Annotated in this window: 23 protein-coding genes and 1 pseudogene; 10 read left to right on the top strand and 14 right to left on the bottom strand. The window is 70.0% G+C overall.

Features of this window, described 5'->3' with window-relative positions; genetic code table 11:
- Position 1 precedes the first annotated feature (1 nt).
- From OHS58_RS29445 to OHS58_RS29455, 3 genes are all read right to left on the bottom strand, one after another.
- Positions 2 to 1069, bottom strand: coding sequence for an AAA family ATPase (locus OHS58_RS29445; RefSeq protein ID WP_328644713.1), 1068 nt, complete (start codon positions 1067 to 1069; stop codon positions 2 to 4).
- A 7-nt stretch (positions 1070 to 1076) separates the two neighbouring features.
- On the bottom strand, positions 1077 to 2540 hold the full coding sequence (locus tag OHS58_RS29450; RefSeq protein ID WP_328644714.1) for a VMAP-C domain-containing protein: 1464 nt from the start codon (positions 2538 to 2540) through the stop codon (positions 1077 to 1079).
- Between the two features lie 81 nt (positions 2541 to 2621).
- The gene (locus tag OHS58_RS29455) at positions 2622 to 3500 is read right to left on the bottom strand and encodes an effector-associated domain 2-containing protein (protein ID WP_328644715.1); all 879 of its coding nucleotides are present in this window, start codon (positions 3498 to 3500) and stop codon (positions 2622 to 2624) included.
- A 152-nt stretch (positions 3501 to 3652) separates the two neighbouring features.
- Between OHS58_RS29455 and OHS58_RS29460 the strand changes: the two are divergent.
- Positions 3653 to 4856, top strand: a pseudogene (locus OHS58_RS29460) (low temperature requirement protein A).
- On the opposite strand, the gene OHS58_RS29465 reads toward OHS58_RS29460, so the two are convergent.
- A complete protein-coding gene (locus tag OHS58_RS29465; protein WP_326944224.1) occupies positions 4851 to 5684 on the bottom strand; it encodes a helix-turn-helix transcriptional regulator in 834 nt (277 codons plus the stop codon). The pseudogene OHS58_RS29460 and the gene OHS58_RS29465 overlap by 6 nt on opposite strands.
- Positions 5685 to 5784: 100 nt before the next feature.
- Between OHS58_RS29465 and OHS58_RS29470 the strand changes: the two genes are divergently transcribed.
- The 5 genes from OHS58_RS29470 (at position 5785) to OHS58_RS29490 (ending at position 10365) form a co-directional block, all read left to right on the top strand.
- Positions 5785 to 6612, top strand: a complete 828-nt coding sequence (locus OHS58_RS29470; protein WP_328644716.1) for an SDR family NAD(P)-dependent oxidoreductase — start codon at positions 5785 to 5787, stop codon at positions 6610 to 6612.
- A gap of 100 nt (positions 6613 to 6712) precedes the next feature.
- Complete coding sequence (locus tag OHS58_RS29475; RefSeq protein WP_326960082.1) at positions 6713 to 8008, top strand: acyl-CoA dehydrogenase family protein; 1296 nt, start codon at positions 6713 to 6715, stop codon at positions 8006 to 8008.
- A 17-nt stretch (positions 8009 to 8025) separates the two neighbouring features.
- Positions 8026 to 9231, top strand: coding sequence for an acyl-CoA dehydrogenase family protein (locus OHS58_RS29480; protein WP_326958034.1), 1206 nt, complete (start codon positions 8026 to 8028; stop codon positions 9229 to 9231).
- 46 nt (positions 9232 to 9277) lie between these two features.
- Complete coding sequence (locus OHS58_RS29485; RefSeq protein ID WP_326944227.1) at positions 9278 to 9499, top strand: hypothetical protein; 222 nt, start codon at positions 9278 to 9280, stop codon at positions 9497 to 9499.
- A 2-nt stretch (positions 9500 to 9501) separates the two neighbouring features.
- A complete protein-coding gene (locus OHS58_RS29490; RefSeq protein WP_328644717.1) occupies positions 9502 to 10365 on the top strand; it encodes a peptidoglycan recognition protein family protein in 864 nt (287 codons plus the stop codon).
- Here the strand turns inward: OHS58_RS29490 and OHS58_RS29495 are convergent.
- From OHS58_RS29495 to OHS58_RS29525, 7 genes are all read right to left on the bottom strand, one after another.
- Complete coding sequence (locus tag OHS58_RS29495; RefSeq protein ID WP_247057346.1) at positions 10354 to 11424, bottom strand: alpha/beta fold hydrolase; 1071 nt, start codon at positions 11422 to 11424, stop codon at positions 10354 to 10356. The two genes, OHS58_RS29490 and OHS58_RS29495, sit on opposite strands and share 12 nt — an antisense overlap.
- 132 nt (positions 11425 to 11556) lie before the next feature.
- Positions 11557 to 12402 carry an SDR family oxidoreductase gene (locus OHS58_RS29500; RefSeq protein ID WP_328644718.1) on the bottom strand — a complete coding sequence of 282 codons (846 nt, stop codon included), beginning with the start codon at positions 12400 to 12402 and terminating at the stop codon, positions 11557 to 11559.
- A 59-nt stretch (positions 12403 to 12461) separates the two neighbouring features.
- The gene (locus OHS58_RS29505; RefSeq protein WP_328644719.1) at positions 12462 to 12974 is read right to left on the bottom strand and encodes a GNAT family N-acetyltransferase; all 513 of its coding nucleotides are present in this window, start codon (positions 12972 to 12974) and stop codon (positions 12462 to 12464) included.
- A gap of 58 nt (positions 12975 to 13032) precedes the next feature.
- Positions 13033 to 14187, bottom strand: coding sequence for an acyl-CoA dehydrogenase family protein (locus tag OHS58_RS29510; protein ID WP_247057353.1), 1155 nt, complete (start codon positions 14185 to 14187; stop codon positions 13033 to 13035).
- Entirely contained in the window at positions 14184 to 16169 is a 1986-nt protein-coding gene (locus tag OHS58_RS29515) for an acetyl/propionyl/methylcrotonyl-CoA carboxylase subunit alpha (protein ID WP_328644720.1), read from the bottom strand. The genes OHS58_RS29510 and OHS58_RS29515 overlap by 4 nt, the downstream gene beginning before the upstream one ends.
- 2 nt (positions 16170 to 16171) lie before the next feature.
- Entirely contained in the window at positions 16172 to 17785 is a 1614-nt protein-coding gene (locus OHS58_RS29520) for a carboxyl transferase domain-containing protein (protein ID WP_328644721.1), read from the bottom strand.
- Positions 17786 to 17922: 137 nt separating this feature from the next.
- The gene (locus tag OHS58_RS29525; protein WP_442792234.1) at positions 17923 to 18735 is read right to left on the bottom strand and encodes an SGNH/GDSL hydrolase family protein; all 813 of its coding nucleotides are present in this window, start codon (positions 18733 to 18735) and stop codon (positions 17923 to 17925) included.
- 322 nt (positions 18736 to 19057) lie between these two features.
- Between OHS58_RS29525 and OHS58_RS29530 the strand changes: the two genes are divergently transcribed.
- Entirely contained in the window at positions 19058 to 19648 is a 591-nt protein-coding gene (locus tag OHS58_RS29530) for an SACE_7040 family transcriptional regulator (protein WP_247057361.1), read from the top strand.
- 46 nt (positions 19649 to 19694) lie between these two features.
- The gene (locus tag OHS58_RS29535; RefSeq protein ID WP_326944237.1) at positions 19695 to 20201 is read left to right on the top strand and encodes a hypothetical protein; all 507 of its coding nucleotides are present in this window, start codon (positions 19695 to 19697) and stop codon (positions 20199 to 20201) included.
- A gap of 28 nt (positions 20202 to 20229) precedes the next feature.
- On the opposite strand, the gene OHS58_RS29540 is transcribed toward OHS58_RS29535, so the two are convergent.
- Entirely contained in the window at positions 20230 to 20859 is a 630-nt protein-coding gene (locus OHS58_RS29540) for a TetR/AcrR family transcriptional regulator (protein WP_326944238.1), read from the bottom strand.
- Positions 20860 to 20938: 79 nt separating this feature from the next.
- Here OHS58_RS29540 and OHS58_RS29545 point away from each other — a divergent pair, with 79 nt between their 5' ends.
- Complete coding sequence (locus OHS58_RS29545) at positions 20939 to 21817, top strand: AurF N-oxygenase family protein (RefSeq protein WP_328644722.1); 879 nt, start codon at positions 20939 to 20941, stop codon at positions 21815 to 21817.
- A gap of 10 nt (positions 21818 to 21827) precedes the next feature.
- On the top strand, positions 21828 to 22046 hold the full coding sequence (locus tag OHS58_RS29550; protein ID WP_326944240.1) for a hypothetical protein: 219 nt from the start codon (positions 21828 to 21830) through the stop codon (positions 22044 to 22046).
- Here OHS58_RS29550 and metX read toward each other — a convergent pair.
- Together metX and OHS58_RS29560 are read right to left on the bottom strand one after the other, a co-directional pair.
- Positions 22043 to 23158 carry a homoserine O-acetyltransferase MetX gene (metX, locus tag OHS58_RS29555; protein WP_328644723.1) on the bottom strand — a complete coding sequence of 372 codons (1116 nt, stop codon included), beginning with the start codon at positions 23156 to 23158 and terminating at the stop codon, positions 22043 to 22045. The two genes, OHS58_RS29550 and metX, sit on opposite strands and share 4 nt — an antisense overlap.
- Positions 23155 to 24465 carry a bifunctional o-acetylhomoserine/o-acetylserine sulfhydrylase gene (locus tag OHS58_RS29560; protein WP_247057373.1) on the bottom strand — a complete coding sequence of 437 codons (1311 nt, stop codon included), beginning with the start codon at positions 24463 to 24465 and terminating at the stop codon, positions 23155 to 23157. Before OHS58_RS29560 ends, metX begins: the two co-directional genes overlap by 4 nt.
- Positions 24466 to 24537: the final 72 nt, after the last annotated feature.

The following is a 24537-nucleotide window of genomic DNA, read 5'->3' on the forward strand; positions in this document are numbered from 1 at the left end:
CTCAAGACTCCGGCGACGTGAGCTGCTGCCAAAGCGCACCGACCACGCGTCGCCACGACTCACCATCCTTTTGGTAAGCGCCTGAAGTCGCCAGGTACACGGCGTCGAGTAGTTTGTCCGCCGGCGGGGCCCCTTTGGCCTTGCTCGCTTCGACGAACTCCTCGACCAGCCGAGACCGGTGCTCATTGTCCGGGTCGAGGGCGTGTGCCGCCGCCATGGCCGCCAGTTGCTCCGCCGTCGGGGTCTTCGTCTTGTACGTGAGGCAACGGCGCAGGAAGGCCGGTGAGAATTCCCGTTCGCCATTGCTCGTGATCACCACGATGGGGAAGGCAGCACACCTGACCCGGCCGCCGGCCACTTCGGCGGTCTGATCCTGGTCGGCGGTGAAGACGTCGATCTCGGGCGTCCGGCGCGCGGCACGAGCCAGCTCGGGGATGACGAACTCGCCGTCCTCGAAAAGACTCAGGAGGTCATGCGGCAGGTCGGAGTCCGATTTGTCCAATTCATCGATGAGTAGCACTCTCGGCAGACGACGCGGCAGGAAGGCCGTGCCCAACATGCCCAGGCGCAGGAAATCACCGATCGGCGACTCATCCGACACCCCACCGGACGGCGAATGGCCGACCGCTCTGGTGCCGGCCACCTGCGCGCGCCCGATGGCGTCGTAGTCGTAGAGCCCGGACTTGAGAGTGGTGTTCGAGGTAATCGGCCAGCGCAGCACCCGCCCAAGGCGAAGTTCGCGACTGATTCGGTATGCCAAGCTGGATTTGCCACTGCCCGGTCGGCCAGTGACCAGCAAGGGCCGACGCAGATGGATCGCCGCGTTGACCATCTCGATTTCGTGCGGGTCGACATGAAGCGCCGACCGGTGCCTGCGGCCCAGACGCCGGTCCATCTCACCGTCATCCTCGGGAACGACGTCCGCTTCGGGCAACGGGCCCCCGTCGAAGACGCGCCAAGGAGGTGCCGGTGGCAGCAGCTCAGCGAGCCCGATGTCCTCCAGCGGATGCCCCGTACCGCGATAGATGCACCACGCCGGTGCGCCATCGCGGTGTTCCACCGCTGTCATCGGCGACTCATGTCCGCGCAGGACGATCGAACGTATCGCCGACCAGTCGACCCGGGTCGTCCCACAACACCACCAGATCACGGAGAATGTCAGTGTCAAACGGCACCGACAGGTCTGAGAAAATTGCTTGCCGTGTTTGTTGCGTCCGGTACGGCAATTCTCCCAAACCATTAGCACCGACGATCCACGATACCACCTCGCGCAAGGCCTCCACACCGGCAGTCGGGTGCCAGACGAGAATCGGCAATCCGGCCCGCAATGCCGCGAACAGTTGATCTTGCCCAGGAACCGGTCTGACCGGCGGAGACTCGGTCAGCACCATCATCACCCACTGGTCGTCACTCAGGATCGAGTCCAGCCGATGTGGCTCCTCCGTGTCCTTCTCATGACAGAAATACACTCGATCGACGGATGGATCGGCCTCCAGCGCGCGCCAGCGCAAACGCCACCGCCGATGCCATTGACGGGTTTCCAACCGCTCCAGTGAACGAATCACGATCGGGTAGCTGATGAACAGCGGACTGGGATCACCCGAACGGCGGTCAGTCGACCAGGAATGCACCGGCAGGTTGAGCAACGCCCTAGGCAGCACGAACTCGATGGCTACCTCCGACGCCACGCCTGCCCAGTACTCTTCCGCCACGCCTACGAGGTCACCGATCTCGTCCTCCAGGTCGTCCGCACAGACGAACCGAATCTCACCCCGCGGCGGCGGCCACTGCCCAGCATCGTCCTGCCGCCACGGAGAGATCTGATACCGGCCTGCGTCGATACCGTCCGGTTCGATCGCTATCACCAGATGCAGCCGTCCAGCCGGGCCTGCGGTACGGCTCTCCGATCGCAACCGCCGCAACGCCCCGTCGAGCCGAAGGCGACGGGCCTGCCTGGTGGTCCACTCGATCAGATCCGCACCCAGCGGACCGCCGCATTCCGCCCCGATCAGCTCGATGAAGACCAGGGCAGGGGGCAGTTCCTCGGGAGCCGCGTTGAAGTCGGCAAGATCGGAGAACGCCATCCAGGCGTCCTCGTACCGCGGCGGGGGCACTGCAGCGTCTCGGGCTGCCCGCCGCACCGCCGCGGCGAGCCCCGGAGGCGCCAGTCCGGTCAGCCGGGCACGGATCAGTTCCTGTTCCGTTTCGGGGATGACGTCCCGCAACCAGAGAGAAGACACCAGCCTGCGCAGTTCCGCACATTCCGGAGTCCCCGGACGCATCAACTCGAACACGTCCGCCAACGCTTCCATGCCGTCCTCGAGCCTGCCGCACGCGTTGACCACTTCGAGCAACTCGTCACGTGGGGCGAGCTGGTCCGAAAAGGTGAACTGGCACTCCAATACCGTCTCGAGCTCTCCGACCAGGAGCGCACGGCGCGCCTTGTCGTGTGCGAAACCGGCGGCGGCCAACACGTCCACCAGCGCTTTTCGTGCCGCGAGATTGACCCGGCCTCGCCGCGAAGCCACCTGACGAACCACCTCCCGCCCCCGCGAAGCGCCCCGAAGATCGTGAGTTTACCTATTCGCCGCGCTGACAAAAGGGCAAATCCTGGACAAAGATCATCCGATTCCACCGGGCAGTCCGCCGATGATCTTGGCGAGTTCACGTACCTGGGGTGATTCAGGTTCGAGCGTCCGCACGGCCGCGAGCAGGTCGGACAGGCCACTGTCGAACCGCTGACAAGTACGAGCCAGAGCGATGACGTGCAACCGATCCTCCGGATGGTAGGGCACAGCATCGGCGATTTCACGCCGGGGAAGCTGCTCGAGCAGCAACCGACGGCCTTCGATGTCACGCACGCAAGGCACCGCGAGCAGGGCATCGACCAGTGCCGGAAAGTCCACCTTGAGCGCGAGCTCGGAGCCGGCGGCAGCGGCGGCGTACCCCTTCACCAGGGTGCCCAGCAGGCGCAGCCAGGCTTCGGTATGCGTTTCCTTCACCGAAACTGCTATGCGGCGATAGGAACCGGGGTCCGCGGCAGGGTCCGCCCGGACGACGTCTTGGAAGAAAGTGTCGGAAACGATCAACGCCAGCTGTGCTCCCGACGACTTCAGAGCGCTCTTGACCTGCTGCTCGTCCAGCAGCCGGAACGCGAAACTCGTCGCATCGCTAACCGTGCCGTGGCTTCCTTCGTAGACCTCACCCGCGTGGATGGCCACACGCAGCCTTATGCCGGCGGCATCAGCGCGGACCTCGTTGTAACGGCGCAGCTCGGCGAGCATGCGGTCCGGCAGCCCAGCGACCAGATCCGCCTTTGCCACCTGTGCCGGCAATTGGATCATCGCGCCGTCTCCGGTGTTCTCCACGAAACAGACGTCCCAGGGAATGCCTGCGTCCGCGAACGATCTACGCATCAGGCCCCAGAATCCTTCGTGCACAGCCCGGCGATGGATCATTGCTCGCTTCGGGTCGTTGTAGCCTGCGATGTCGACGGCCATGATCGTCCGGTGTTGCGCGGCAGAATCCGGTAGCACGACACCTCCCCACGTCCCGCGCTCAGTGTCCCAGACATATGCACACACGGCCATGTTCGCGCAGGGCGTTACCCCGAAACGCGGACGTCAGCGGGCCGCACTGGCCATAATTCGGCGTGCCAACGAGACGCCTGCACCTGGTGAGCGGATGAGGACCACCGCGTCTCGACCATCGAGCTCTTCTTCGACCTGGTCTTCGTCTACGCCATCACCCAGACCACCCAGCTGATGGCCGACCACCTGAGCCCGCTCGGGGTCGGGCAGGGGCTGGCCATGCTCGCTGTCCTGTGGTGGTGCTGGTGCTCCTACGCCTGGCTCGGGACCACCATCCACGTCGACCACGGGATCGCGCGGCTCGCGATGTTCGGGGCGATGGCCGTGATGTTCCTCGTCTCGCTCACCATTCCCGAGGCCTTTGTCGATCATCCCGGCGGGTTGTTCGCGCCCGTGTTGTTCGTGGTCTGCTACGCGCTTGTGCGGCTGCTGCACCTCGTCGCCTACCTGGGCGCCGCGCGGCATGATCCCGGGCTGAAGCGCGTGTTGCTCCGGATGTTCGTCGGACTGCTGCCGAGCGTCATCCTGCTCGGTGTGGCGACGGCGCTGAGCGGGCCGTGGCAGCTGGGGCTCTGGGTGGTCGCGCTGCTCGTCGACTACCTCAACGTCTACCTCACCGGGCCCGACGGCTGGCGGCTGAACTCGCCCGCGCACTTCGCCGAGCGGTTCGGGCTGATCGTGATCATCGCGCTCGGGGAGTCGATCGTCGCGATCGGCATCGGGATCGGGGCGTTGCCGATGTCGTGGCCGGTCACCGGGGCGGCCGTGTGCGGGCTCGCGCTGGCCGCGGGCATGTGGTGGACGTACTTCGACGTCGTCGCGCGCGTGTCCGAGCACCGGCTGACGCGGGCGACCGGGCGCGAGCGCGCGAAGCTCGCCACCGACTCCTACACGTTCCTGCACCTGCCGCTGATCGCCGGGATCGTGCTGGTCGCCCTCGGCCTGAAGAAGGCGCTCCTCTACGTCGCCGACACCGAGCACCACGCGCCCGGCGAAGCGCTGCACGGCGTGCCGGCCTGGACGTTGACCGGCGGGCTCGCGCTCTACCTGATCGCGCTGAGCTCCCTGCGCAAGCGCAACCTCGGCAGCTGGAACCACCAGCGCCTGGTCATCGCGGTCCTGCTGGTCGCGGCGACGCCGTTGCTGGAACACGTGCCCGCCGCCGTGCTGGTGCTGATCGTCGCCGCGGTCGTGCTCGCGCTCATCGCCTTCGAACGCCTGCAGTTCGCGGAGTGGCGCAAGCAGGTGCACGCCGAGCACTCATGACGACTCGAGCAGCTCCGGGCCGACGACCGAAAGGAGCTGGAGCTTCTCGGCGTCCTCGGTGCCGGGGGTAGCCGTGAACACCAGCAGCACCTGCGCGAGGTCGTCGGTGAACAGCAATTGGCAGTCGAGGTCGATCTCGCCCAGGTTCGGGTGGACGATCGTCTTGCGCCGCTCCGACGGCACCCCGACCTCGTGCGCGTCCCACAGCTCGGCGAACTCCGCGCTCTTCGCCCGGACCAGCCGCGCGAGCTCGGTGGCCCGGGCGTCGGTGCCGCTGGCCGTCCGGAGGTTCGCCACCAGGAACCGGGCGTGCCGCGGGCGGTAGGCCGCCGGGTAGATCAGCTGCTCGTCCGGGTTGGTGAACCAGCGGTAGACGGCGCTGCGCGCGGGCCCGGTGTAGCCGGTCTCGTCGCCGAGCAGCGCCTTGGCCGGCTGGTTCTGCACGAGCGTCTCGCCGAGGTTCGACATCACCTGGGCGGGGGTGTCGTGCAGCCGGTCCAGCACGCGCATCAACGGCCGGCTGACGTGGTCGCTGCGCGAAACCCGCGTCGGCGCGGTGTGGCCGGCGAGGCGGAACAGGTGGTCGCGCTCGTCGAGGGACAGGCGCAGGCCGCGCGCGATGGCGACGAGCATCTGCTCCGACGGCCGCGGCCCGCGCTGCTGCTCCAGCCGCGTGTAGTAGTCGGTGGACATGCCCGAGAGCGTCGCGACCTCCTCGCGGCGCAGCCCGGCGGTACGACGACGCTGCCCCGGTGGCAGCCCGACGTCCTCCGGGCTCAGTGCCTCACGACGGCGGCGCAGGAAGTCGGCGAGTTCGGGTCGGTCCACACCCTCGATTATCGGCACTTCCGCCGGGCGTGCCAGGGATCGCCGATCCCCCGTTCGACGCGCTCTGCCACGGCCCGCCCGTCGCGGCGACGCTGAGCGCATGACCACTTCACTCTCCGGCCGCACCTTCGTCGTCACCGGTGCCGCAGGCGGCCTCGGTGCCATCACCGCCCGCGACCTGGCCGCCCGCGGCGCGCACGTCGTGCTCGCCGTGCGCGACCCCGCCCGCGTCACGCCGCCGCCCGGCGACACCGAGGTCCGCCGCCTCGACCTCGCCGACCTGGCTTCCGTGCGCGCGTTCGCCGACGGCTGGTCCGGCGATCTCGACGTGCTCGTCAACAACGCGGGCGTGATGGCCGTGCCGTACGGCAAGTCCGTCGACGGCTTCGAGACGCACATGGCCGTCAACCACTTCGGGCCCTTCGCGCTGACGAACCTGCTGCTGCCGCACCTGACCGGACGCGTCGTGACCGTGGCGTCCGGCCTGTCCCGGACGGGCAAGATCGAGCTGGACGACCTGAACTGGGAACGCCGCCGCTACTCGCCGATGCGCGCGTACGGCCAGTCGAAGCTGGCGAACCTGCTGTTCACGCTCGAGCTGCAGCGCCGGCTCACCGAAGCCGGCAGCAAGGTGCTGGCGGTCGCGGCGCACCCGGGCGTCGCGCGGACCGGGCTCGACCGGCACGCCGGCGGCGTCCAGGCGGTGGTGGTCAAGGCGCTCTACCCGCTGATCACGCAGAAGAAGACGGAGTACGGCGCGCTGCCCACGCTCTTCGCCGCGACCGAGGACGTCCCGGGCAACGCCTACCTCGGCCCGGGCGGGCGATCCGGTGAGACGCCGAAGCCGGCCCGGCGGCGGCCCGCGGACAGCGACGCGGCCGTCGCGCGCGCCCTCTGGGACGTCTCGGCCCGGCTGACTCACTCGTAAGTGACCCCGCACTGGCGCCGAGCCGCATCCCACGTTAACCTACTCACGAGTAGGTAACGGGATGGAGGGCCACATGGCTGCGCCAAGGAAACGGGACGCGATGGGCTGGGGCCTTTCGGCGCTGACCCGGCTGGCCGGGAGCAAGGTCGTGGATCGGGCCGGGCTGCGCAAGCCCATCGAAGGCCTGGTCACGGCGGGGACGCGCAACGGCTTCCGCGCCGCGGGCGCGGCGACCCGGTCGTTCACGTCGGTGCGGAAGCTGGGCAAGCCCGCCCGGCTCGCGCCGACGTCCGACACCGGGCTGTTCGACCTCACGCCGAGCGAGGACCAGCAGCTCATCGTCGAGACGGTGACGGAGTTCGCCGCCGAGCAGCTGCGCCCGGCCGCCGCGGACGCCGACGCCAAGCTCGAAGCCCCGGAAGGCCTGCTGAGCCGGGCCGCCGAGCTGGGCATCAGCCTGGTCGGCATCCCCGAGGAGCTGGGCGGCGTCGGCACCGAACGCTCGGTCGTCACCAACGCGCTGGTCGCGGAGGCCCTCGCGCACGGCGACCTCGGGCTCGCGGTCGCGGTGCTCGCGCCGTCCGCGGTCAGCACCGCGCTGGTCAGCTGGGGCGACGAGCAGCAGCAAGCGGACTACCTGCCCGCGTTCGTCGGCGAGAACGTGCCCGCCGCGGCGCTCGCGCTGCAGGAGCAGCGGGCGCTGTACGACCCGTTCAAGCCCGCGACGAAGGCGCGCCGCACCCCCAAGGGCTACCAGCTCGACGGCGTGAAGTCGCTGGTCCCGCGCGCGGCGCAGGCGGAGCTGTTCATCGTCTCGGCCGATCTCGAAGGCCGCGGCCCGGCGCTGTTCCTCGTCGAGTCGTCGAACGCCGGCGTGACCATCGAGGCCGAGCCGGCCATGGGCCTGCGCGGCGCCGCGACCGGCAAGCTGCACCTTTCGAGCGTCGCACTGCCGGCGGGCGCGCTGCTCGGCGGCGGCAAGCTCGACGTCTTCACCGAGCTCGTCCGGCTCTCGCGGCTGGGCTGGGCGGCGCTGGCCACCGGCACCGCGAAGGCCGTCCTCGACTACGTCGTGCCCTACGTCAACGACCGGACGGCGTTCGGCGAGCCGATCAGCCACCGGCAGGCCGTGGCGTTCTCGGTGGCCGACATCGCGATCGAGCTGGAGGGGCTGCGGCTGGTCACGCTGCGCGCCGCGTCCCGGGCCGAGCAGGGCAAGTCCTACGCCCGCGAGGTCGCGCTGGCCCGGAAGCTGGCCGTGGACAAGGGCATGCAGATCGGCAACGCGGGCGTGCAGCTGCTCGGCGGGCACGGCTTCGTCAAGGAGCACCCGGTCGAGCGCTGGTACCGGGACCTGCGGGCCATCGGCGTCATGGAAGGCGCCGTCCTTCTTTAGGAAAGGGCTTTGAACCGATGATCAACCTGGAAGCTCCCAAGAAGGCCGGCGCGCTGATCAACCAGGCGTACCAGGCCGCGGCCGAGGTGTTCCGGCCGATCTCGCGCAAGTACGACCGCGCGGAGCACACCTACCCCGCCGAGCTGGACATGTTCGCGGCGCTGCTGGACGGCTTGAACTCGTCCGGCGAAGGCGGCGCCGGGGCGGCGGGCGTCCGGCGTTCCGGTTCCGACGACGCCAAGAAGGGCAACCGCAACGGCGCCAACCTGAACGTCGTCCTCGGCACGATCGAGATGTGCTGGGGTGACGTCGGCCTGCTGCTGTCGATGCCGCGGCAGGGCCTGGGCAACGCGGCGATCGGCTCGGTCGCGACCGACGAGCAGCTCAAGCGCTTCTCCGGGCTGTGGGCGGCGATGGCGATCACCGAGCCGTCGTGCGGATCGGACTCGGCCGCGATCACGGCGACCGCGCGTCTCGACGGCGACGACTACATCCTCAACGGCGAGAAGATCTTCGTGACGTCGGGCGAGCGCGCGGACGCGGTCGTGGTGTGGGCGACGCTGGACAAGACGAAGGGCCGCGCGGCGATCAAGTCGTTCGTGGTCGAGAAGGGCACGCCGGGCTTCGAGGTGGTGCGCGTCGAGCACAAGCTCGGCATCCGCGCGTCGGACACCGCGGTGCTGCGCTTCGAGAACTGCCGCGTCCCCGCGGAGAACCTGCTGGGCACGCCGGAGATCGACACGGCCAAGGGTTTCGCGGGCGTCATGCAGACGTTCGACAACACCCGCCCGCTGGTGGCGGCGATGGCGATCGGCGTCGCGCGGGCGGCGCTGGAGGAGACGCGCCGGATCCTCACCGACGCGGGCGTGGTCATCGACTACGACCGCCCGGCCCACACCCAGCACGCGGCGGCCGCGGAGTTCCTGCGCCTGGAAGCGGACTACGAGTCGGCGTACCTGCTGACGCTGGAGTCGGCGTGGATGGCGGACAACCGCAAGCCGAACTCCCTGCAGGCGTCGATGGCGAAGGCCAAGGCCGGGCGTTCGGTGGTGGACATCGCGCTGAAGTGCGTCGAGCTGACCGGGGCTTACGGCGAGGAGTCGCTGCTCGAGAAGTGGGCGCGGGACGCGAAGATCCTCGACATCTTCGAGGGGACCCAGCAGATCCAGCAGCTCATCGTGGCTCGGCGGGTGCTGGGGAAGACGAGTGCTCAGCTGAAGTAGGTCGCCGGCGGTCGGCCTCCGGTACGCTCGCCCGCGGAGGCCGACCTTGACCGAACCTGCCAGGACCGACGACGCCGTGGTGTACGAGCCCGGTGACACCACTCCGATCAAGACGCCCGAGGAGTGGGCCGCCGAGGGGTGGGATTCCGGGCGGCAGAACCCGAAGACCCTCGACGAAGCTCGGGCCGCGCTCGCCGCGCGGATCGCCGCGCACGACTCGTCCGACACCGAAGCCGACTCCGGCGCCTACGACGCGCTGGAGGGCTGACCGTGTACGTCCCCTGGCTCGTCGACGCCGCCCGCAGCACCGGCTACCCCGTCGTCGAGGTCGCCGGGTGGCAGACCCGTGGCCACGGCGGCATGCGCGTCGTCGAAGGGGTCGTCGGGCACCACACCGCCACCGCCGACTCCGCGCCGGGCGACTACCCCTCCCTCGACCTCGTCACCCGCGGCCGCCCCGACCTGGCCGGGCCGCTGTGCAACCTCGGCCTCGGCCGCAGCGGCACGATCTACGTCGTCGCCGCCGGCTGCGCCTACCACGCCGGCCCGTCCCGCTGGCTCGGGTTCCTCGACCTGAACGACGAGTTCCTCGGCATCGAAGCGGAGTCCGCGGGCAACGGCGGCTGGACCGACGCGCAGCGCGACGCCTACCCGAAGCTCGTCGCCGCGCTGCTGCGCTACATGTCCCGCGGCGTCGAGCGCTACGCCGGGCACAAGGACGTCTGCGTGCCACCCGGCCGCAAGATCGACCCGGCCGGCATCGACACCGGCTGGCTCCGCCAGCGCGCCACCACCGGCGCACCCGGCACGACAGGAGTCGAAATCTTGGAACGCATCACGGTCACGCCGCCGGACGCGGGTGCGCACACGGTGCGCGTCTTCCTGTCCGGCAGCCCGGGCTCGGCGATCGTCGTCCGGCCGCGGCTGGGCGACGACGGCTCCGCGAAGCCGATGTGGGTGCCGGGCATCCTCGCGTGGGGTTCGGACCACGCGGGCGTCGGCCACGACCCCGCGCAGCAGCCGGGTTACGACCCGAAGCTGACGTCGCACCGGCGTTACGAGCTGCCGGGCGCGGTGTGGGCGGACGTCAGCTACAGCGCGGCCGAACCGTTCGACCTCGACCTAGTCGGCTGAGCCGGCGGCGATCCGGTCGTCGAGGAACTCGTCGAGGTAGCGCCACGTCGTGCCGCGCGCCTTGCGGCCGGTCAGGACGCCCAGGTGCCCGCCCGGCGCGGTCTTGAAGCGGACCTCGGGCGCGTTGTCCAGCAGCTCCACCACGCGCTCCACCGACGCCTGGGGCGCGATCGTGTCGTTCTGGCCCGCCACCACCAGTGTCGGGACCTTCACCGTCGACAGCGAGATCACCCGGCCGTTGAGGTCCACCTTGCCCTCCGCCAGGTCGTTGGTGCGGAACAGGCGGTGGTACAGCTGGCCGAACGTGCGGCCCGGGTAGGCGTACATGTTGTCCATGAAGTGGTCCACCGCCTCGATCTGGGCCAGGTAGTCCCGGTCGTCGAGGTTCTTGAGGATCGCGATCGGCTTCGTGATCTCCTTGCTGATGCCCGTCGCCTTGAACACCCGGCTGACCAAATAGGACGGTGCGCCGCCGAACGCGCGGTAGATCGGCGTCAGCAGGTGGCCGCCCGTCAGGTCGACCAGCGGGCGGAACGGGGCGACGATCGGGATCGCCGTGAAGTCCACCGGGGAGCCGATCGCCGTGATCGACGCGATCGGCAGGTCCGGCTGGTCGGCGTTCACCAGCAGCGAGAAGATGCCGCCGAGCGACCACGACACCAGGTGCACAGCCTGGCCGCCGTTGTCGGCGCTGACCTTGCGGATCGCGCGCGGCAGCACCTCGTCGATCCAGTGCTCGATGCCCAGGCGCCGGTCGGAGAACGCGACCATGCCGTAGTCGACGAGGTAGGCGTTGCGGCCGGCCTCGACGAGGTGCTCGATGAGGCTGCAGCCGCGGCGCAGGTCGAAGCAGATCGCCGGCGCGGCCAGTGGCGGCACCAGCAGGATCGGCGGCCCCGACACCGGACGGCTGCTGTGCGTCATCCGGTACACCGAGCGGTTCGGGCCCTGGTCGATCAGTACCCGCGGCATCGGGCGGAGATCGGCGACCCCGCCGTGCAGCACCTTGCCGACCACGTTCGACGCCGCGGCGGCCAGCCGTGCGGGCGGTGAAGCCATTCTCTTGCCTCCTGGATGTCCCCCGGGGATTCCAGGCAATCTTGCCAGTGCGGACGCGCGCGGCTCAACATCACCACACCTGCAAGCACCCCGCAAGCACGTCCAATTCGGACAGTCGTTGGGCCGTCCGAGTTACTCCGGGCCCGCCCCGGGAGCGCTCTCCGCGGCCCGCGCTTCGTACGCCGCACGGGCCGGGGAATGGGCCGCTGAAGCCAAAAGCCGATCCGCTTTCAACGTCCGCGCGAGCAGTTCGGCGGCCCGGCGCGGCAGCAGTCCCGTGAGTTTGCCCATAGGACCCAGTGACCGGGGCACGAAGACGTCGAACTTCGGCTTCCGCAGCGCGGCGACGATGGCGTCGGCGACGTCTGCCGGGCTCGCGGACTTGAACAGCTTCGCCTCGCCGAGGCCGCTCGCGAGCTCGGTCCGCACGATCGCGGGCATCACGCAGGAGACGTGCACGCCGGAGCCGTGCAGCTCCAGGTGCACGGCCTCGGACAGCCCGACGACGGCGTGCTTGGTCGCGCAGTACGTCGCCGCGCCCGGAAAGCCCGCTTTGCCGGCGAACGACGCGACGTTGACGATGTGCCCGCTGCGGTGTGGCCGCATCCGCTTCATCGCTTCGCGGGTGCCGTGGATGACGGCGTGCAGGTTGATCTCGAGCTGCCGCCGGGTCGTCGCGTCGCTCTCCTCTTCGAGGCCGGCGAGCGGCATGATCCCGGCGTTGTTGATCAGCACGTCGATGCGGCCGTGCCGGCGTTCGACCTCGTCGAGGAACCCGGTGAAACCGCGGATGTCGGTGACGTCCAGCGGCAGCGCGTCCGCACCCAGCTCACCGGCCGTTTTCTCGGCCCGGACCTGGTCGAGGTCGCCGATCACCACCTGTGCGCCCAGCCGGGCGAGCGCCGACGCGGTCGCCGCGCCGATCCCCTGCCCGCCGCCGGTGATGACGACGACCTTGCCCGCGAGATGCTCGGCCACGGCGACTCCTTCGTCTGTTGGCAACGCGTCAACAGTGTCGCTCGCCGGCCGCGATCGCGCTACCCCACGCGCTGCTCCAGCACCTGACCGGTCCAGCCGTCGACGTCGAACCGCACGGTCGGCTTGAAGCCCTGGCTCTCGTAGTAGCGCTGCAGGTCGCCGTCACCGCCGGCCCAGCAGTCGACGCGCACGAGGTCGATGCCGCGGCGCTTGGCCTCGTCGAGCGCGTACTCGACGAGCCGCCCGCCGACGCGCTGCCCGGTGAAGCGCCGGGAGGTGATCAGCAGCCGCACGTACAGCTCACGCTCGTCGACGGCGGGCACGTGCGGATCGTGGTCCTCGGAGACGATCAGCGCGCCCGCGGCCTGACCTTCGACCATCGCGATCCGCAGCCCGGGATCGGCGGCCATGCCCTGGACGCGCTCGACCCGCTTCGGAACGCCGCTCCACGGCTCGGTCCCCCACTGCTTCGAGCTGCCCCGCGCGACCAGCCACTCGACGGCTTCGTCGAAGAAGCGCAGCAGGATGTCGACGTCCCCGGAGTCACCCGATCGGATGACGATGTTGTCCATGCCCCCTGTTTACCGGACCGGGCGGACGCGCGGGCGTGCTTCGGCGAAGGCGAGCAGCTCAGCCGACGCCGAGGTGGCGGGAGATCAGCATCTTCTGGACCTCGCTCGTGCCCTCGCCGATCTCCAGGATCTTGGCGTCGCGGTAGAAGCGGCTCACCGGGTACTCGTTCATGAAGCCGTAGCCACCGAAGATCTGGGTTGCGTCGCGCGCGTTGTCCATCGCCGCGTTCGAGGCCACCAGCTTGGCGATCGACGCTTCCTTCTTGAACGGCTCGCCGCGCAGCATCTTCGACGCCGCCTGGTAGTACGCCAGGCGCGCGGTGTGGGTGCGGACCTCCATGTCGGCGATCTTGAACTGGATCGCCTGGTACTCGCCGATGCGCTTGCCGAACGCGACGCGGTCCTTCACGTAGCCCAAGCACTCGTCGACGCAGCCCTGGGCCAGGCCCACCGACAGCGCGGCGATCGCGACGCGGCCTTCGTCCAGAATGGACAGGAACTGGGCGTACCCGCGGCCGCGCGTGCCGACCAGGTTCGCCAGCGGGACGTGGACGTCCGAAAAGGACAGTTCGTGCGTGTCCGAGCAGTTCCAGCCGACCTTCGAGTACTTAGGCGCGACCTCGAAGCCCGGCGTGCCCGACGGGATGAGGATCGCCGAGATCTCCTTGCGGCCGTTCTCCATCACGTCCGTCACGGCGGTGACCGTGACGAGGCGGGTGATGTCCGTGCCCGAGTTCGTGATGAACGCCTTGCTGCCGTTGACGACCCAGTCGTCACCGTCCTGACGTGCTCGCGTGCGGGTCGCGCCCGCGTCCGAACCGCCGCCCGGCTCCGTCAGGCCGAAGCCGCCCAGGGCCGTGCCCTCGCACAGCGACGGCAGCCACTTTTCCTTCTGCTCCTGCGTTCCGAAGCGGTAGATCGGCATCGCGCCGAGGGAAACGCCCGCCTCCAGCGTGATCGCGACCGACGAGTCGACGCGGGCGAGTTCTTCCAGCGCCAGGCACAGCGCGAAGTAGTCGCCGCCCATGCCGCCGAACTCCTCCGCGAACGGCAGGCCGAACAGGCCCATCTCGCCCATCTTCGCGACGATCTCGTACGGGAACTCTTCCTTCTCGTACAGCGCGCCGATCACCGGCGCCACCTCGGCGTGCGCGAAGTCCTCGACCGTCTTGCGGAGGGACTCGTATTCCTCGTCCAGGCGGAAGTCGATCACGGCTGCTCCTCTTGGGGCGTCACTACGGCAAGGGTTTCGTCCAGCGCGACCTGTTGGCCGGCCCGGACGGGAAGTTCACTGACGACGCCGTCGATCGGCGCGGTGACCGTGTGCTCCATCTTCATCGCCTCGACGACCAGCAACGGCGTCCCGGCACGCACGACGTCACCCGCGGCGACCTTGACGACGAGCACGGTGCCCGGCATCGGGCTGACGACCGGCCCGGCGCCGGCGGCCTCGCCGCGTGACGACAGCACGAACTCCTGCTCCCCGAACGGAAAGCTCTGACCGTCGCGAGCCAGCCACACCGTCCGATCAGGACCGGACGCGTGCCGGTACCGGTGGAACACGCCGCCCTGACGAACCTCCAGAAGGGACCCGTCACGACGAGCCGAGACGAGCACCGGCGCCGCGTCGTCGACGAAGACGGTCGCCGCGGAAGGCGTGCCCTCCACCCGCACCACGGCCGACGTCTGGCCGGACTTCAGCCGGAACGTCACGCCGCCGGCCGCGCCCATCCGCCAGCCGTCCGGGACGTCCCACGGGTCCACAACGGATCCCGACGGCTGCAGCTCCAGCAGGCGGTCCAACGCGGCCGCGACGAAGAACTCCGCCGGCACGTCCGAAGAGACCAATGTGGACAGACGGCGGTCGACCAGTTCGGTGTCGAGACGTCCGGACCGAACGTCCTCGTCGGCCAGCAAGCCCCGCAGGAACGCGGTGTTCGTGCCGACGCCCAGCACCGCCGTGTCGGCCAGCGCCCGGTCGAGCCGGTGCAACGCGGCCGCGCGGTCCGGGCCCCAGGCGATGACCTTGGCCAGCATCGGGTCGTAGTTCGAGCCGATCACCGCGCCCGGCGCCAGCCAGGAGTCGACGCGCACGCCGTCACCGGACGGCTCGTGCACCGCCAGCACCGTGCCGCCGGTCGGGATGAACCCGCGCGCCGGGTCCTCGGCGTACACCCGCGCTTCGACGGCGTGGCCACGCAGGGAAACGTCCGACTGCGCAACGGAAAGCCGTTCACCGGCCGCGACGCGGACCTGCCACTCGACGAGGTCGAGACCGGTGACCAGCTCGGTGACCGGGTGCTCGACCTGCAGCCGGGTGTTCATCTCCATGAAGAAGAACTCGTCCGGGTTGTGCGCCGACATGATGAACTCGACCGTGCCCGCGCCGACGTAGCCGACCGAGCGCGCCGCCTCGGCGGCCGCCGTGCCCATCTTGTCGCGGGTCGCCTCGTCGAGCAGCACCGACGGCGCCTCCTCGATGATCTTCTGGTGCCGCCGCTGCAGGCTGCACTCGCGCTCACCGAGGTGGATCACGTGCCCGAACGTGTCGGCCATGACCTGGATCTCGATGTGCCGCGGCGTCGTGACGAACCGCTCGATCAGCAGGGTGTCGTCGCCGAAGGAACTCTTGGCCTCGCGCCGCGCCGACTCGATGGCCTCGTCCAGCTCATCGGGAGCGTGCACCAGCCGCATGCCCTTGCCGCCACCACCGGCGGACGGCTTGATCAGCAGCGGGTACCCGACGTCGGCCGCGGCCGCGGCGAACCCGCCGGCCGGGATGTCCACATCGGACGCTCCGGGCACGACCGGGACACCGGCCTTCGACACCGTCGCCTTGGCGCGGATCTTGTCGCCCATGGCGTCGATCGCGGCGACCGGCGGGCCGATGAACACCAGTCCGGCGTCCTCGCAGGCCCGCGCGAACGCGGCGTTCTCCGCCAGGAAGCCGTACCCCGGGTGCACCGCCTGCGCGCCCGAAGACACGGCGGCGTCCACAATGGTCGGAATGGAGAGGTAACTGCGAGCGGCTTCGGCGGGCCCGATCCGGACGGCGGTGTCCGCCTCGTGGACGTGCCGCGCTTCGGCGTCGGCGTCGCTGTAGACGGCGACGGCGCGGATGCCGAGGTCGCGCAGCGTGCGGATGACCCGCACCGCGATCTCGCCACGGTTCGCGACCAACACTGAGTCGAACATGATCACATCCGGAAGACGCCGTAGTTGACATCGGACAAGGGAGCGTTCGCCGCGGTCGAGAGCGCGAGGCCGAGGACCGTGCGGGTGTCGGCCGGGTCGATGACGCCGTCGTCCCACAGCCGCGCGGTGGAGTAGTACGGGCTGCCCTGCGCCTCGTACTGCTCGCGGATCGGGTCCTTGAACGTCTCTTCGTCCTCTGTGGACCATTCGCCGCCGCGCCCCTCGATGGAGTCGCGGCGGACCGTCGAGAGGACCGACGCCGCCTGCTCGCCGCCCATCACCGAGATCCGCGCGTTCGGCCACATCCAGAGGAACCGCGGCGAGTACGCCCGGCCGCACATCGAGTAGTTGCCGGCGCCGAACGAGCCGCCGATCACGACGGTCAGCTTCGGCACCCGCGCGCAGGCCACCGCGGTGACCATCTTCGCGCCGTGCTTGGCGATGCCGCCGGCCTCGTACGCGCGCCCGACCATGAAGCCGGTGATGTTCTGCAGGAACAGCAGCGGGATCGAGCGCTTGTCGCACAGCTCGATGAAGTGCGCGCCCTTCATCGCGGACTCGGCGAACAGGACGCCGTTGTTCGCGACGATGCCGACCGGGTGGCCGTGGATCCGGGCGAACCCGGTGACCAGCGTCGCGCCGTACTCCTTCTTGAACTCGCCGAACCGGCTGCCGTCGACGATCCGCGCGATCACCTCGCGCACGTCGTACGGCGTGCGCGAGTCGGTCGGCACCACGCCGTACAGCTCGTCGGGGTCGACGGCCGGCGCCTCGGTCGGCAGGACGTCCCACGGACGCGGCGTGCGCGGCCCGAGCGTCGAGACGATCGAGCGGACGATCCGCAGCGCGTGCGCGTCGTCGTCGGCCAGGTGGTCGGTGACGCCGGACTGGCGCGAGTGGACGTCGCCGCCGCCCAGCTCCTCGGCCGTGACGACCTCGCCGGTCGCGGCCTTCACCAGCGGCGGGCCGCCGAGGAAGATCGTGCCCTGGTTCCGGACGATCACGGCCTCGTCGCTCATCGCCGGGACGTACGCGCCGCCCGCCGTGCAGGAGCCGAGCACCGCGGCGATCTGCGGGATGCCGCGCGCGGACATCGTCGCCTGGTTGTAGAAGATCCGGCCGAAGTGCTCACGATCCGGGAAGACCTCGTCCTGCCGCGGCAGGAACGCGCCGCCGGAGTCCACCAGGTAGACGCACGGCAGGTTGTTGTGGAGCGCGACCTCCTGGGCGCGCAGGTGCTTCTTCACCGTCATCGGGTAGTACGTGCCGCCCTTGACGGTGGCGTCGTTGGCGACGATCACGCACTCGCGTCCGGAGACGCGCCCGATCCCGGTGATGATGCCCGCCGACGGCGCTTCGTCGTCGTACAGTCCGTTCGCGGCCAGCGGCGACAGCTCGAGGAACGGCGAACCCGGGTCCAGCAGCGTGTCGACGCGGTCGCGCGGGAGCAGCTTGCCGCGTTCGACGTGCCGGGTGCGCGACTTCTCCGGGCCGCCGAGGCGGGCGCTCGAGAGGCGTTTGCGGAGGTCTTCGACCAGCTCCGCGTGGGATGTGGCGTTGCGGGCGTAAGCCTCGCTGTCCGGGGCAGCAGACGTCCCCAGAGCCGGCGTGTCCATGGGCTCCCTCGAAGTTAGCGGTCGTTAACCTCCGTCCCGATGTTAGCGACCGCTAACCTGACTGTCCAGTCGCCCGGACGCCGTGAAGGCCACCCCGGACGCACCGGGATGGCCTTCACGACCGGAGGGGACCGGGTTCAGCCGATGGCACCCCGGAGCGGGGCGTAGTAGCCGCCGGACTGGCCGGCCGCCGTCGGGTGGTACGACTCGATGACCGGCCAGGTGAGGCTGTGCAGGTAGTCGCCGGCCGAGGAGCAGATGTTGTGGCCGGTGAACGCCGACCGGACGTCGACGAACGTCGCGCCCGCCGCCACCGCGCGCGACGCCGTCACCGACGCCAGCGTGTCGGCGCCCGAGTTGATCGCGGTGCGCTTGGTGTCGCTCAGCCCGACCCAGCAGGAGCCGGGCACGGTGTAGAAGCGCGGGTAGGACAGGACGACGAGCCGCGCGCCCGGCGCCTTCGCCTTGATCGCGTTGTAGGTGTTCGTCAGCAGCGCCGGGAGGGTGTTGTTGACGTAGGTCTTCGCGGTGTTGACGCGGTTGGTGCAGTCCGCGTCGCTGCCGAGGGTGCAGGTCTGGATCACGTCGGTGAAGCCGGCGTCGTTGCCGCCCACGGTGACGGTGACCAGGGTCGCGTTGGCGGGGATCGAATTGGCCTGGCTGATGACGTCCGGCGTCTTCGCGCCGGAACAGGCCAGGAACGTGAGCGCCGTGCCGGCGTGGGCGTTGGTCCACAGCTGGGCGTAGGCGTTCGAGCTGCGGTAACAGCTCCCGGAACTGCCGTAGCTGCCGGCCCCGACCCCGGAGGAGTAGGAGTCGCCGAGCGCGGCGTAGACGGCCCCGGCGGCATGAGCGGTGCCCACGACGCCGAGGGTGGACAGGGCGACGGCACCCAGTGCTGTGGTCAGCCGCAGGAGAAAGCGTCGCGCGGTACGGATCGGAACCCCCATGGGCCACTCCTTTGTGACAGAACCGATGGGAAAATCACACCAGGTGAGGCCTTCACAAGGAAGAGCGATTACTCGTAAGTAACCCTCTTGGCCCACTACTTAAGTCAGGTGGGTGGAGTTCGCACCGGTCAGCCGTCACCTGCTGCGCGGTTTCCAGGCCTTCACCGAGCGCGTGGCGCCGTCGGGCGCGGCGTTGGCAGCGTGGTCCGGTGGGATCCACCCGCGCTACATCAGCCGCAGAACACCGTGGCCTGCGATCTGCGTCATAGACGCTCACCAGGGAAGTTAGCGACCGCTAACCGGCCGCCCCTAATATGGCCGGATGGCGGCGAACCCGACTCCCCTCGTGAACGGCGAGAAGGCGAACAGACGCGAACAGATCATGTCCGCGGCCGCCGAGTTGTTCGCCCACCACGGCTTCCACGGCGTCGGCATCGACGACATCGGCGCCGCGGTCGGCATCTCCGGCCCGGCGCTCTACCGCCACTTCCGCAGCAAGGACGCCATCCTCGGCGAGATGCTGAACTCGATCAGCCGCTACCTGCTCGACGGCGGCACCGCGCGGGCGAGCCGGCCCGGCGAACCGGACGACACGCTGAGCGGGCTGGTCCGGTTCCACGTCGATTTCGCGCTCGAGCACCCGGCGCTGATCACCGTCCAGGAGCGCAACCTCGCGAACCTCACCGACACCGACCGCAAGCAGGTGCGCGCGCTGCAGCGGCAGTACGTCGAGGTGTGGGTCCGCGCGATCCGCGACGCGCTGCCGGAGCTGGGCGAACGCCAGGCGCGATCGGCGGCGCACGCCGTGTTCGGACTGATCAACTCGACGCCGTACAACCGCCATCTCGGTGACGCCGAACTCGCGGAACTGCTCTGCCGCCTCGCGCTGGGTGCGTTGCGCGCGGCCGGATGACCGACCCGGATCAAGGTATCCCCATGAGCGCCGTCGCTGGTGTTTGATGGGGCACGTGGACCCGGACTGGAGCGAGCCGGAACGGCAGCTCGTAGAGAAGGCGCAGCGCGCGTTGACCGCGCTGAGCCTCGGCAACGACGCCGTGGCGCTCGGCGAGCTCGCCCCGACGGCCGCCGAACCGCAGGCCCGCGCGGACGAGACCAAGGACCTGATGCTGCTGTTGTTCGGCGAGTGCAGCGCGATGGTCTCCACCCTGGGCGACGGCGGCAGTGCGCCGGTCAAGGTCCAGGTCTTCGACGAGGACGGCGAAGAGGTCTCGATCGACCAGGCCGACCCGCCGGTGCGGACGGCCGTGCGGACGCTGCTCGCCGAGGTGCACGGCAACACCGAAGCGGCGCAGGAGCAGGTCGAGATCGCCCTGGCCAACGCGGCCCCCGACGAGGTCGACAGCCTGGTGCTGCAGGCCCTGCGCTGGACGATCCGGCTGTCGGTGGAGTGCCTGGACCGCGACCTGCCGGTGGCGCCCTGGATCTCGGAAGCCGTCTCGGACTAGCGCGGCACTTTCACGTGAAAGTGCCGCTTCACGCCGGGCGCAGAGAGCGCACGATCGGGGTCAGGTACAGCTCCGCGATGCGACGGCGTTCGACGTCGTCGTCCACCGGCAGCACCGTCTCGGGTGTCAGCACCAGGGAGACCACGATCCGGATGAGCAGCTCGGCCATGCCGTCGATGTCGTCGTCCGGCAGGCTGAGGCGGCCCGCGGCGACCTCCGCGCGGAAGTGCGTCGCGATCCGGGCCCGCGCGGCCGCGAACAGGCCGCCGGCCTGCACCGTCAGGTGCGGCAGGATCAGCTCCGGTTCGGTGCGCAGCAGGCGGTTGAGCAGCCGGTGGCCCCGCAGGTAGACCAGGGAGAAGCTCAACCCCTCGATGAGCTTCTCCTCCGGCGTCGGCTGCGCTTCGAGGACGGCGTCGACCTTCGTCAGGAACCGCTTCATCTCCCGCAGGATCAGGGCGTTGAGCAGCTGGTCCTTCTTCGGGAAGTAGCGGTAGATCGTCACGCGCGAGAGCCCGACGCGGCGCGCGACGTCGTCCACGGTGAACCGGCGCAGCCCGAAGTCTTCGGCCTGGGTCAGGGCCGCGCCCATGATCCGCTCGGACGTCTCGTCACCGGGCAGCTCGGCGTCGAGCGCGTGCTGCAGGAGGTTGCGCATGGGGCAACCCTAGGCCGCTTTACAACTTGACGGAACTTGTTTCATGCGTTCTCCTGTTTCAGGACACGGGGAGGCACGCATGGGTGATCGGGAAGCGACGGCCGAGAGGCTGCTCAAGTCGAGCGCCCGGCTCTCCTACGACCCGGACGTCGACGTCCACTGGGCCGCGCCGCTCAACGAGGACCAGTTCTTCATCCCCGAACGGCTGGTTTCGCTGTACGGCACGCCGTTGTGGGACACGCTGACGCGCGCGCAGCGGATCGAGCTGTCGCGCCAAGAGCTGGTCAACACCGTCAGCGTCGGCATCTGGTTCGAGATCATCCTGATGCAGATGCTGCTGCGCGCGTCCTACCGGCAGGACCCGACGACGCGGCACGTGCACTACGCGCTGACCGAGGTCGCCGACGAATGCCGGCACTCCACGATGTTCGCGACGCTGATCGAGCGCGTCGGCGGCCGGCCCTACCGCAACAACCGCTGGCTGCAACGGTCCGCGCAGGCGCTGCCGCTGATCCTGCACGGGCCCGCGATGTGGGTGGCCACGCTGATCGGCGAGGAGATCTTCGACGCGCTGCAGCGCGAGCACCTCGACGACGAGATGGTGCAGCCGGTGGTGCGCGCGGTGATGCGGATCCACGTCACCGAAGAGGCGCGGCACGTCCGCTACGCGCGTGACGACCTGGTCCGTTCGCTGGCCGGCGCACCGTGGTGGCGCAAGGAGTTCACGCGCATTGTCGTTGCCGCGGGCGCGTTGCTGATGTCGCGGCTGCTGTCCCGGCCGCGGCAGTACCAGCGCGCCGGGCTCGACCCCGCGGTGGCCGTCGCGGCGGCGCGGGCGAGCGCGCACCGGCGGGAGACGCTCTCGTTCGGCGCCCGGAAGCTGGTGCGGTTCCTGCGGGAGAACGACCTGATCGGCGGGCCGAGCGCGGTGCTCTGGCGCCGCGCCGGGATGCTCTAGGAGGAAAGCCATGGCACTCAAGGATCTTCTCGTCGCGGGCACCGGCCGCCTCGCGGACCGGATCAGCACAGTGGGCGACGAAGCGGGCGAACGCGCCGACGACGTCGCCTGGCGGGTGGCGAAGCTGTCGGACAAGGCGGCCGAGCGCCTCGGCGACGTCGCGGCCGGCGCGTCCCGCCGGGTCGCGAACCGCTTGGTGCGGCTGGGCGAACGGGTCGCGGGCCGCTAGCCCAGCAGCGCCTTCACCAACGCGGCGATCTGCTCGGTCTCGATGAGGAACGAGTCGTGGCCGTACGGCGACGTCACCACCGCAGGCTCCGTCGCGCCCTTGATCCCGGCCGCGATCTCCGCCGACTGGTAGAACGGATAAAGCCGGTCGCTGTCCACCCCGCCGATCACCGCGCGAGCCGTCACGCGCCCGAGGGCCGCCGCGACACCGCCGCGGTCGCGGCCGACGTCGTGGGTGTTCATCGACTCCGTCAGGACCAGGTAGCTGTTCGCGTCGAACCGGCCGGCCAGCTTCTCGGCGTGGTGGTCCAAATAGGACTCGACGGCGAACCGCCCGCCCCGCAACGGGTCCTCGCCGCTCTGGTGGTTCCGGCCGAACCGGTCGGCCAGCTCCGGCTCGCTGCGGTAGGTCACGTGCGCGATCCGGCGCGCGACGCCGAGGCCGCGGTACGGCCCGGCCGGCGCCGAGTAGTAGTCACCGCCGTGCCAGTCCGGGTCGGCGCGGATCGCGTGCAGCTGCGGGGCCGCCCAGGCGATCTGCTCGGCCGACGCGCGCGCCGTCGACGCCAGGACCAGCACCGTCGCCACCCGCGACGGCAGCGATACCGCCCACTCGAGCGCGCGCATCCCGCCCATCGACCCGCCGACGACGGCCGCCCAGCGCGTGATCCCGAGCGCGTCGGCCAGCACGGCCTCGGTCGCGACCTGGTCCCGGACCGTCACGACCGGGAAGCGGCTGCCCCACGGCGTCCCGTCCGGATCGGGTGACGACGGCCCGGTCGAGCCCTGGCAGCCGCCGAGCACGTTCGGGACCACGACGAAGAACTCCTTGGTGTCCAAGGCTTTCCCGGGCCCGATCAGGCCGTCCCACCAGCCCGCGCTGGGGTGGCCGGGCTCGGCCGGGCCCGCGGCGTGGCTGTCGCCGGTCAGCGCGTGCTCGACGAGGATCGCGTTGGACGCGTCGGAGTTCAGCGTCCCCCACGTCTCGTAGGCCAGGGTGTACCCGGGCAGCACACCACCGGCCTCGAGCGCGAGCTCGGGGCCGGTGACGAACTGCCTGCGGCCTGGCGGATCACCGATCCGCCAGGCCCCGGTGACGGGCTCAGCCGTCACAGATCCGCCTTGGCCGCCCGGAATCCGGCCTCCAGGTCGGCCTTGAGGTCCTCGATGCCCTCCAGCCCGACGGCGAGCCGGACCAGGCCCGGCGTCACGCCGCTGGCCAGCTGCTCCTCCGGGGAGAGCTGGCTGTGCGTGGTCGACGCCGGGTGCACGATCAGGCTGCGGACGTCGCCGATGTTCACCAGCTGGCTGTGCAGTTCGGTGCCGTCGACGAACTTCCGGCCCGCCGCGACGCCGCCGCGCAGGTCGAACGACAGGACCGCGCCCGCGCCGCGCGGCAGGTACTTCTGCGCCGCGGAGTAGAACGGGCTGGACGGCAGGCCCGCGTAGTAGACCTTCTCGACCTCGTCGCGCTGCTCGAGCCACTCGGCGAGCGCCTGCGCGTTCGACACGTGCCGCTCGATGCGCAGCGACAGCGTCTCGATGCCCTGCAGGATCAGGAAGCTGTTCAGCGGCGAGATCGCCGCGCCGGTGTCGCGCAGGATCTGGACGCGCGCCTTGGCCGCGTACGCGCCCGGGCCGAGCGCCTCCCAGTACTTGAGACCGTGGTAGCTCGGGTCCGGCTCGTTGAAGCCCGGGAACTTCGCCGCGTCCTTGCCGAAGTCGAACGTGCCGCCGTCGACCAGCACGCCGGCGACCGTGGTGCCGTGGCCGCCGAGGTACTTCGTCGCCGAGTGGACGACGATGTCGGCGCCGTGCTCGATCGGGCGCAGCAGGAACGGCGTCGGCACGGTGTTGTCGACGACCAGCGGGACACCGGCCTCGTGCGCGGTGGTGGCGACCCCGCGGATGTCGAGGACGTTGCTGCCCGGGTTGGCCAGCGTCTCGGCGAAGAACAGCTTGGTGTTCGGGCGGACGGCGGCGCGCCACTGCTCGAGGTCGTCCTGGTCCTCGACGAACGAGACCTCGATGCCCAGCTTCGGCAGCGTGTAGTGGAAGAGGTTGTAGGTGCCGCCGTAGAGCGACGGGCTGGAGACGAAGTGGTCGCCCGCGTTGGCCAGGTTGAGGATCGCCGCGGTGGTGGCGGCCGAACCGGACGCGAACGCGAGCGCCGCGACGCCGCCTTCGAGCGCGGCGACCCGCTGCTCCAGGACGTCCTGGGTCGGGTTCATGATCCGCGTGTAGATGTTGCCCGGCTCGGCCAGGCTGAACAGGTCGGCGCCGTGCTGGCTGTCGCGGAAGACGTACGACGTCGTCTGGTAGATCGGCGTCGCCCGCGCGCCCGTCGCCGGATCCGGCGCGGCGCCCGCGTGGATCTGCGTGGTCTCGAAGGACCACGCCGAGGTGTCGTCCGCGCTCATCGGTTCTCCTTGCGGCTCAAGGGGGGTGCTGGAGGGCTGCTTGTCCGAAGCTACTTCGGCCGAACGGAGTAC

This window comes from Amycolatopsis sp. NBC_00348, from assembly GCF_036114655.1.
Classification (GTDB): domain Bacteria; phylum Actinomycetota; class Actinomycetes; order Mycobacteriales; family Pseudonocardiaceae; genus Amycolatopsis.

Excerpts from the sequence above, each read along its gene's own strand:
- OHS58_RS29445 (WP_328644713.1), bottom strand. The coding sequence starts at position 1,069 with ATGACAGCGGTGGAACACCGCGATGGCGCACCGGCGTGGTGCATCTAT.
- OHS58_RS29455 (WP_328644715.1), bottom strand. The coding sequence starts at position 3,500 with ATGGCCGTCGACATCGCAGGCTACAACGACCCGAAGCGAGCAATGATC.
- OHS58_RS29470 (WP_328644716.1), top strand. The coding sequence starts at position 5,785 with ATGACCACTTCACTCTCCGGCCGCACCTTCGTCGTCACCGGTGCCGCA.
- OHS58_RS29475 (WP_326960082.1), top strand. The coding sequence starts at position 6,713 with ATGGGCTGGGGCCTTTCGGCGCTGACCCGGCTGGCCGGGAGCAAGGTC.
- OHS58_RS29480 (WP_326958034.1), top strand. The coding sequence starts at position 8,026 with ATGATCAACCTGGAAGCTCCCAAGAAGGCCGGCGCGCTGATCAACCAG.
- OHS58_RS29495 (WP_247057346.1), bottom strand. The coding sequence starts at position 11,424 with ATGGCTTCACCGCCCGCACGGCTGGCCGCCGCGGCGTCGAACGTGGTC.
- OHS58_RS29505 (WP_328644719.1), bottom strand. The coding sequence starts at position 12,974 with ATGGACAACATCGTCATCCGATCGGGTGACTCCGGGGACGTCGACATC.
- OHS58_RS29515 (WP_328644720.1), bottom strand. The coding sequence starts at position 16,169 with ATGTTCGACTCAGTGTTGGTCGCGAACCGTGGCGAGATCGCGGTGCGG.
- OHS58_RS29520 (WP_328644721.1), bottom strand. The coding sequence starts at position 17,785 with ATGGACACGCCGGCTCTGGGGACGTCTGCTGCCCCGGACAGCGAGGCT.
- OHS58_RS29525 (WP_442792234.1), bottom strand. The coding sequence starts at position 18,735 with ATGGGGGTTCCGATCCGTACCGCGCGACGCTTTCTCCTGCGGCTGACC.
- OHS58_RS29530 (WP_247057361.1), top strand. The coding sequence starts at position 19,058 with ATGGCGGCGAACCCGACTCCCCTCGTGAACGGCGAGAAGGCGAACAGA.
- OHS58_RS29535 (WP_326944237.1), top strand. The coding sequence starts at position 19,695 with ATGGGGCACGTGGACCCGGACTGGAGCGAGCCGGAACGGCAGCTCGTA.
- OHS58_RS29540 (WP_326944238.1), bottom strand. The coding sequence starts at position 20,859 with ATGCGCAACCTCCTGCAGCACGCGCTCGACGCCGAGCTGCCCGGTGAC.
- OHS58_RS29545 (WP_328644722.1), top strand. The coding sequence starts at position 20,939 with ATGGGTGATCGGGAAGCGACGGCCGAGAGGCTGCTCAAGTCGAGCGCC.
- OHS58_RS29550 (WP_326944240.1), top strand. The coding sequence starts at position 21,828 with ATGGCACTCAAGGATCTTCTCGTCGCGGGCACCGGCCGCCTCGCGGAC.
- OHS58_RS29560 (WP_247057373.1), bottom strand. The coding sequence starts at position 24,465 with ATGAGCGCGGACGACACCTCGGCGTGGTCCTTCGAGACCACGCAGATC.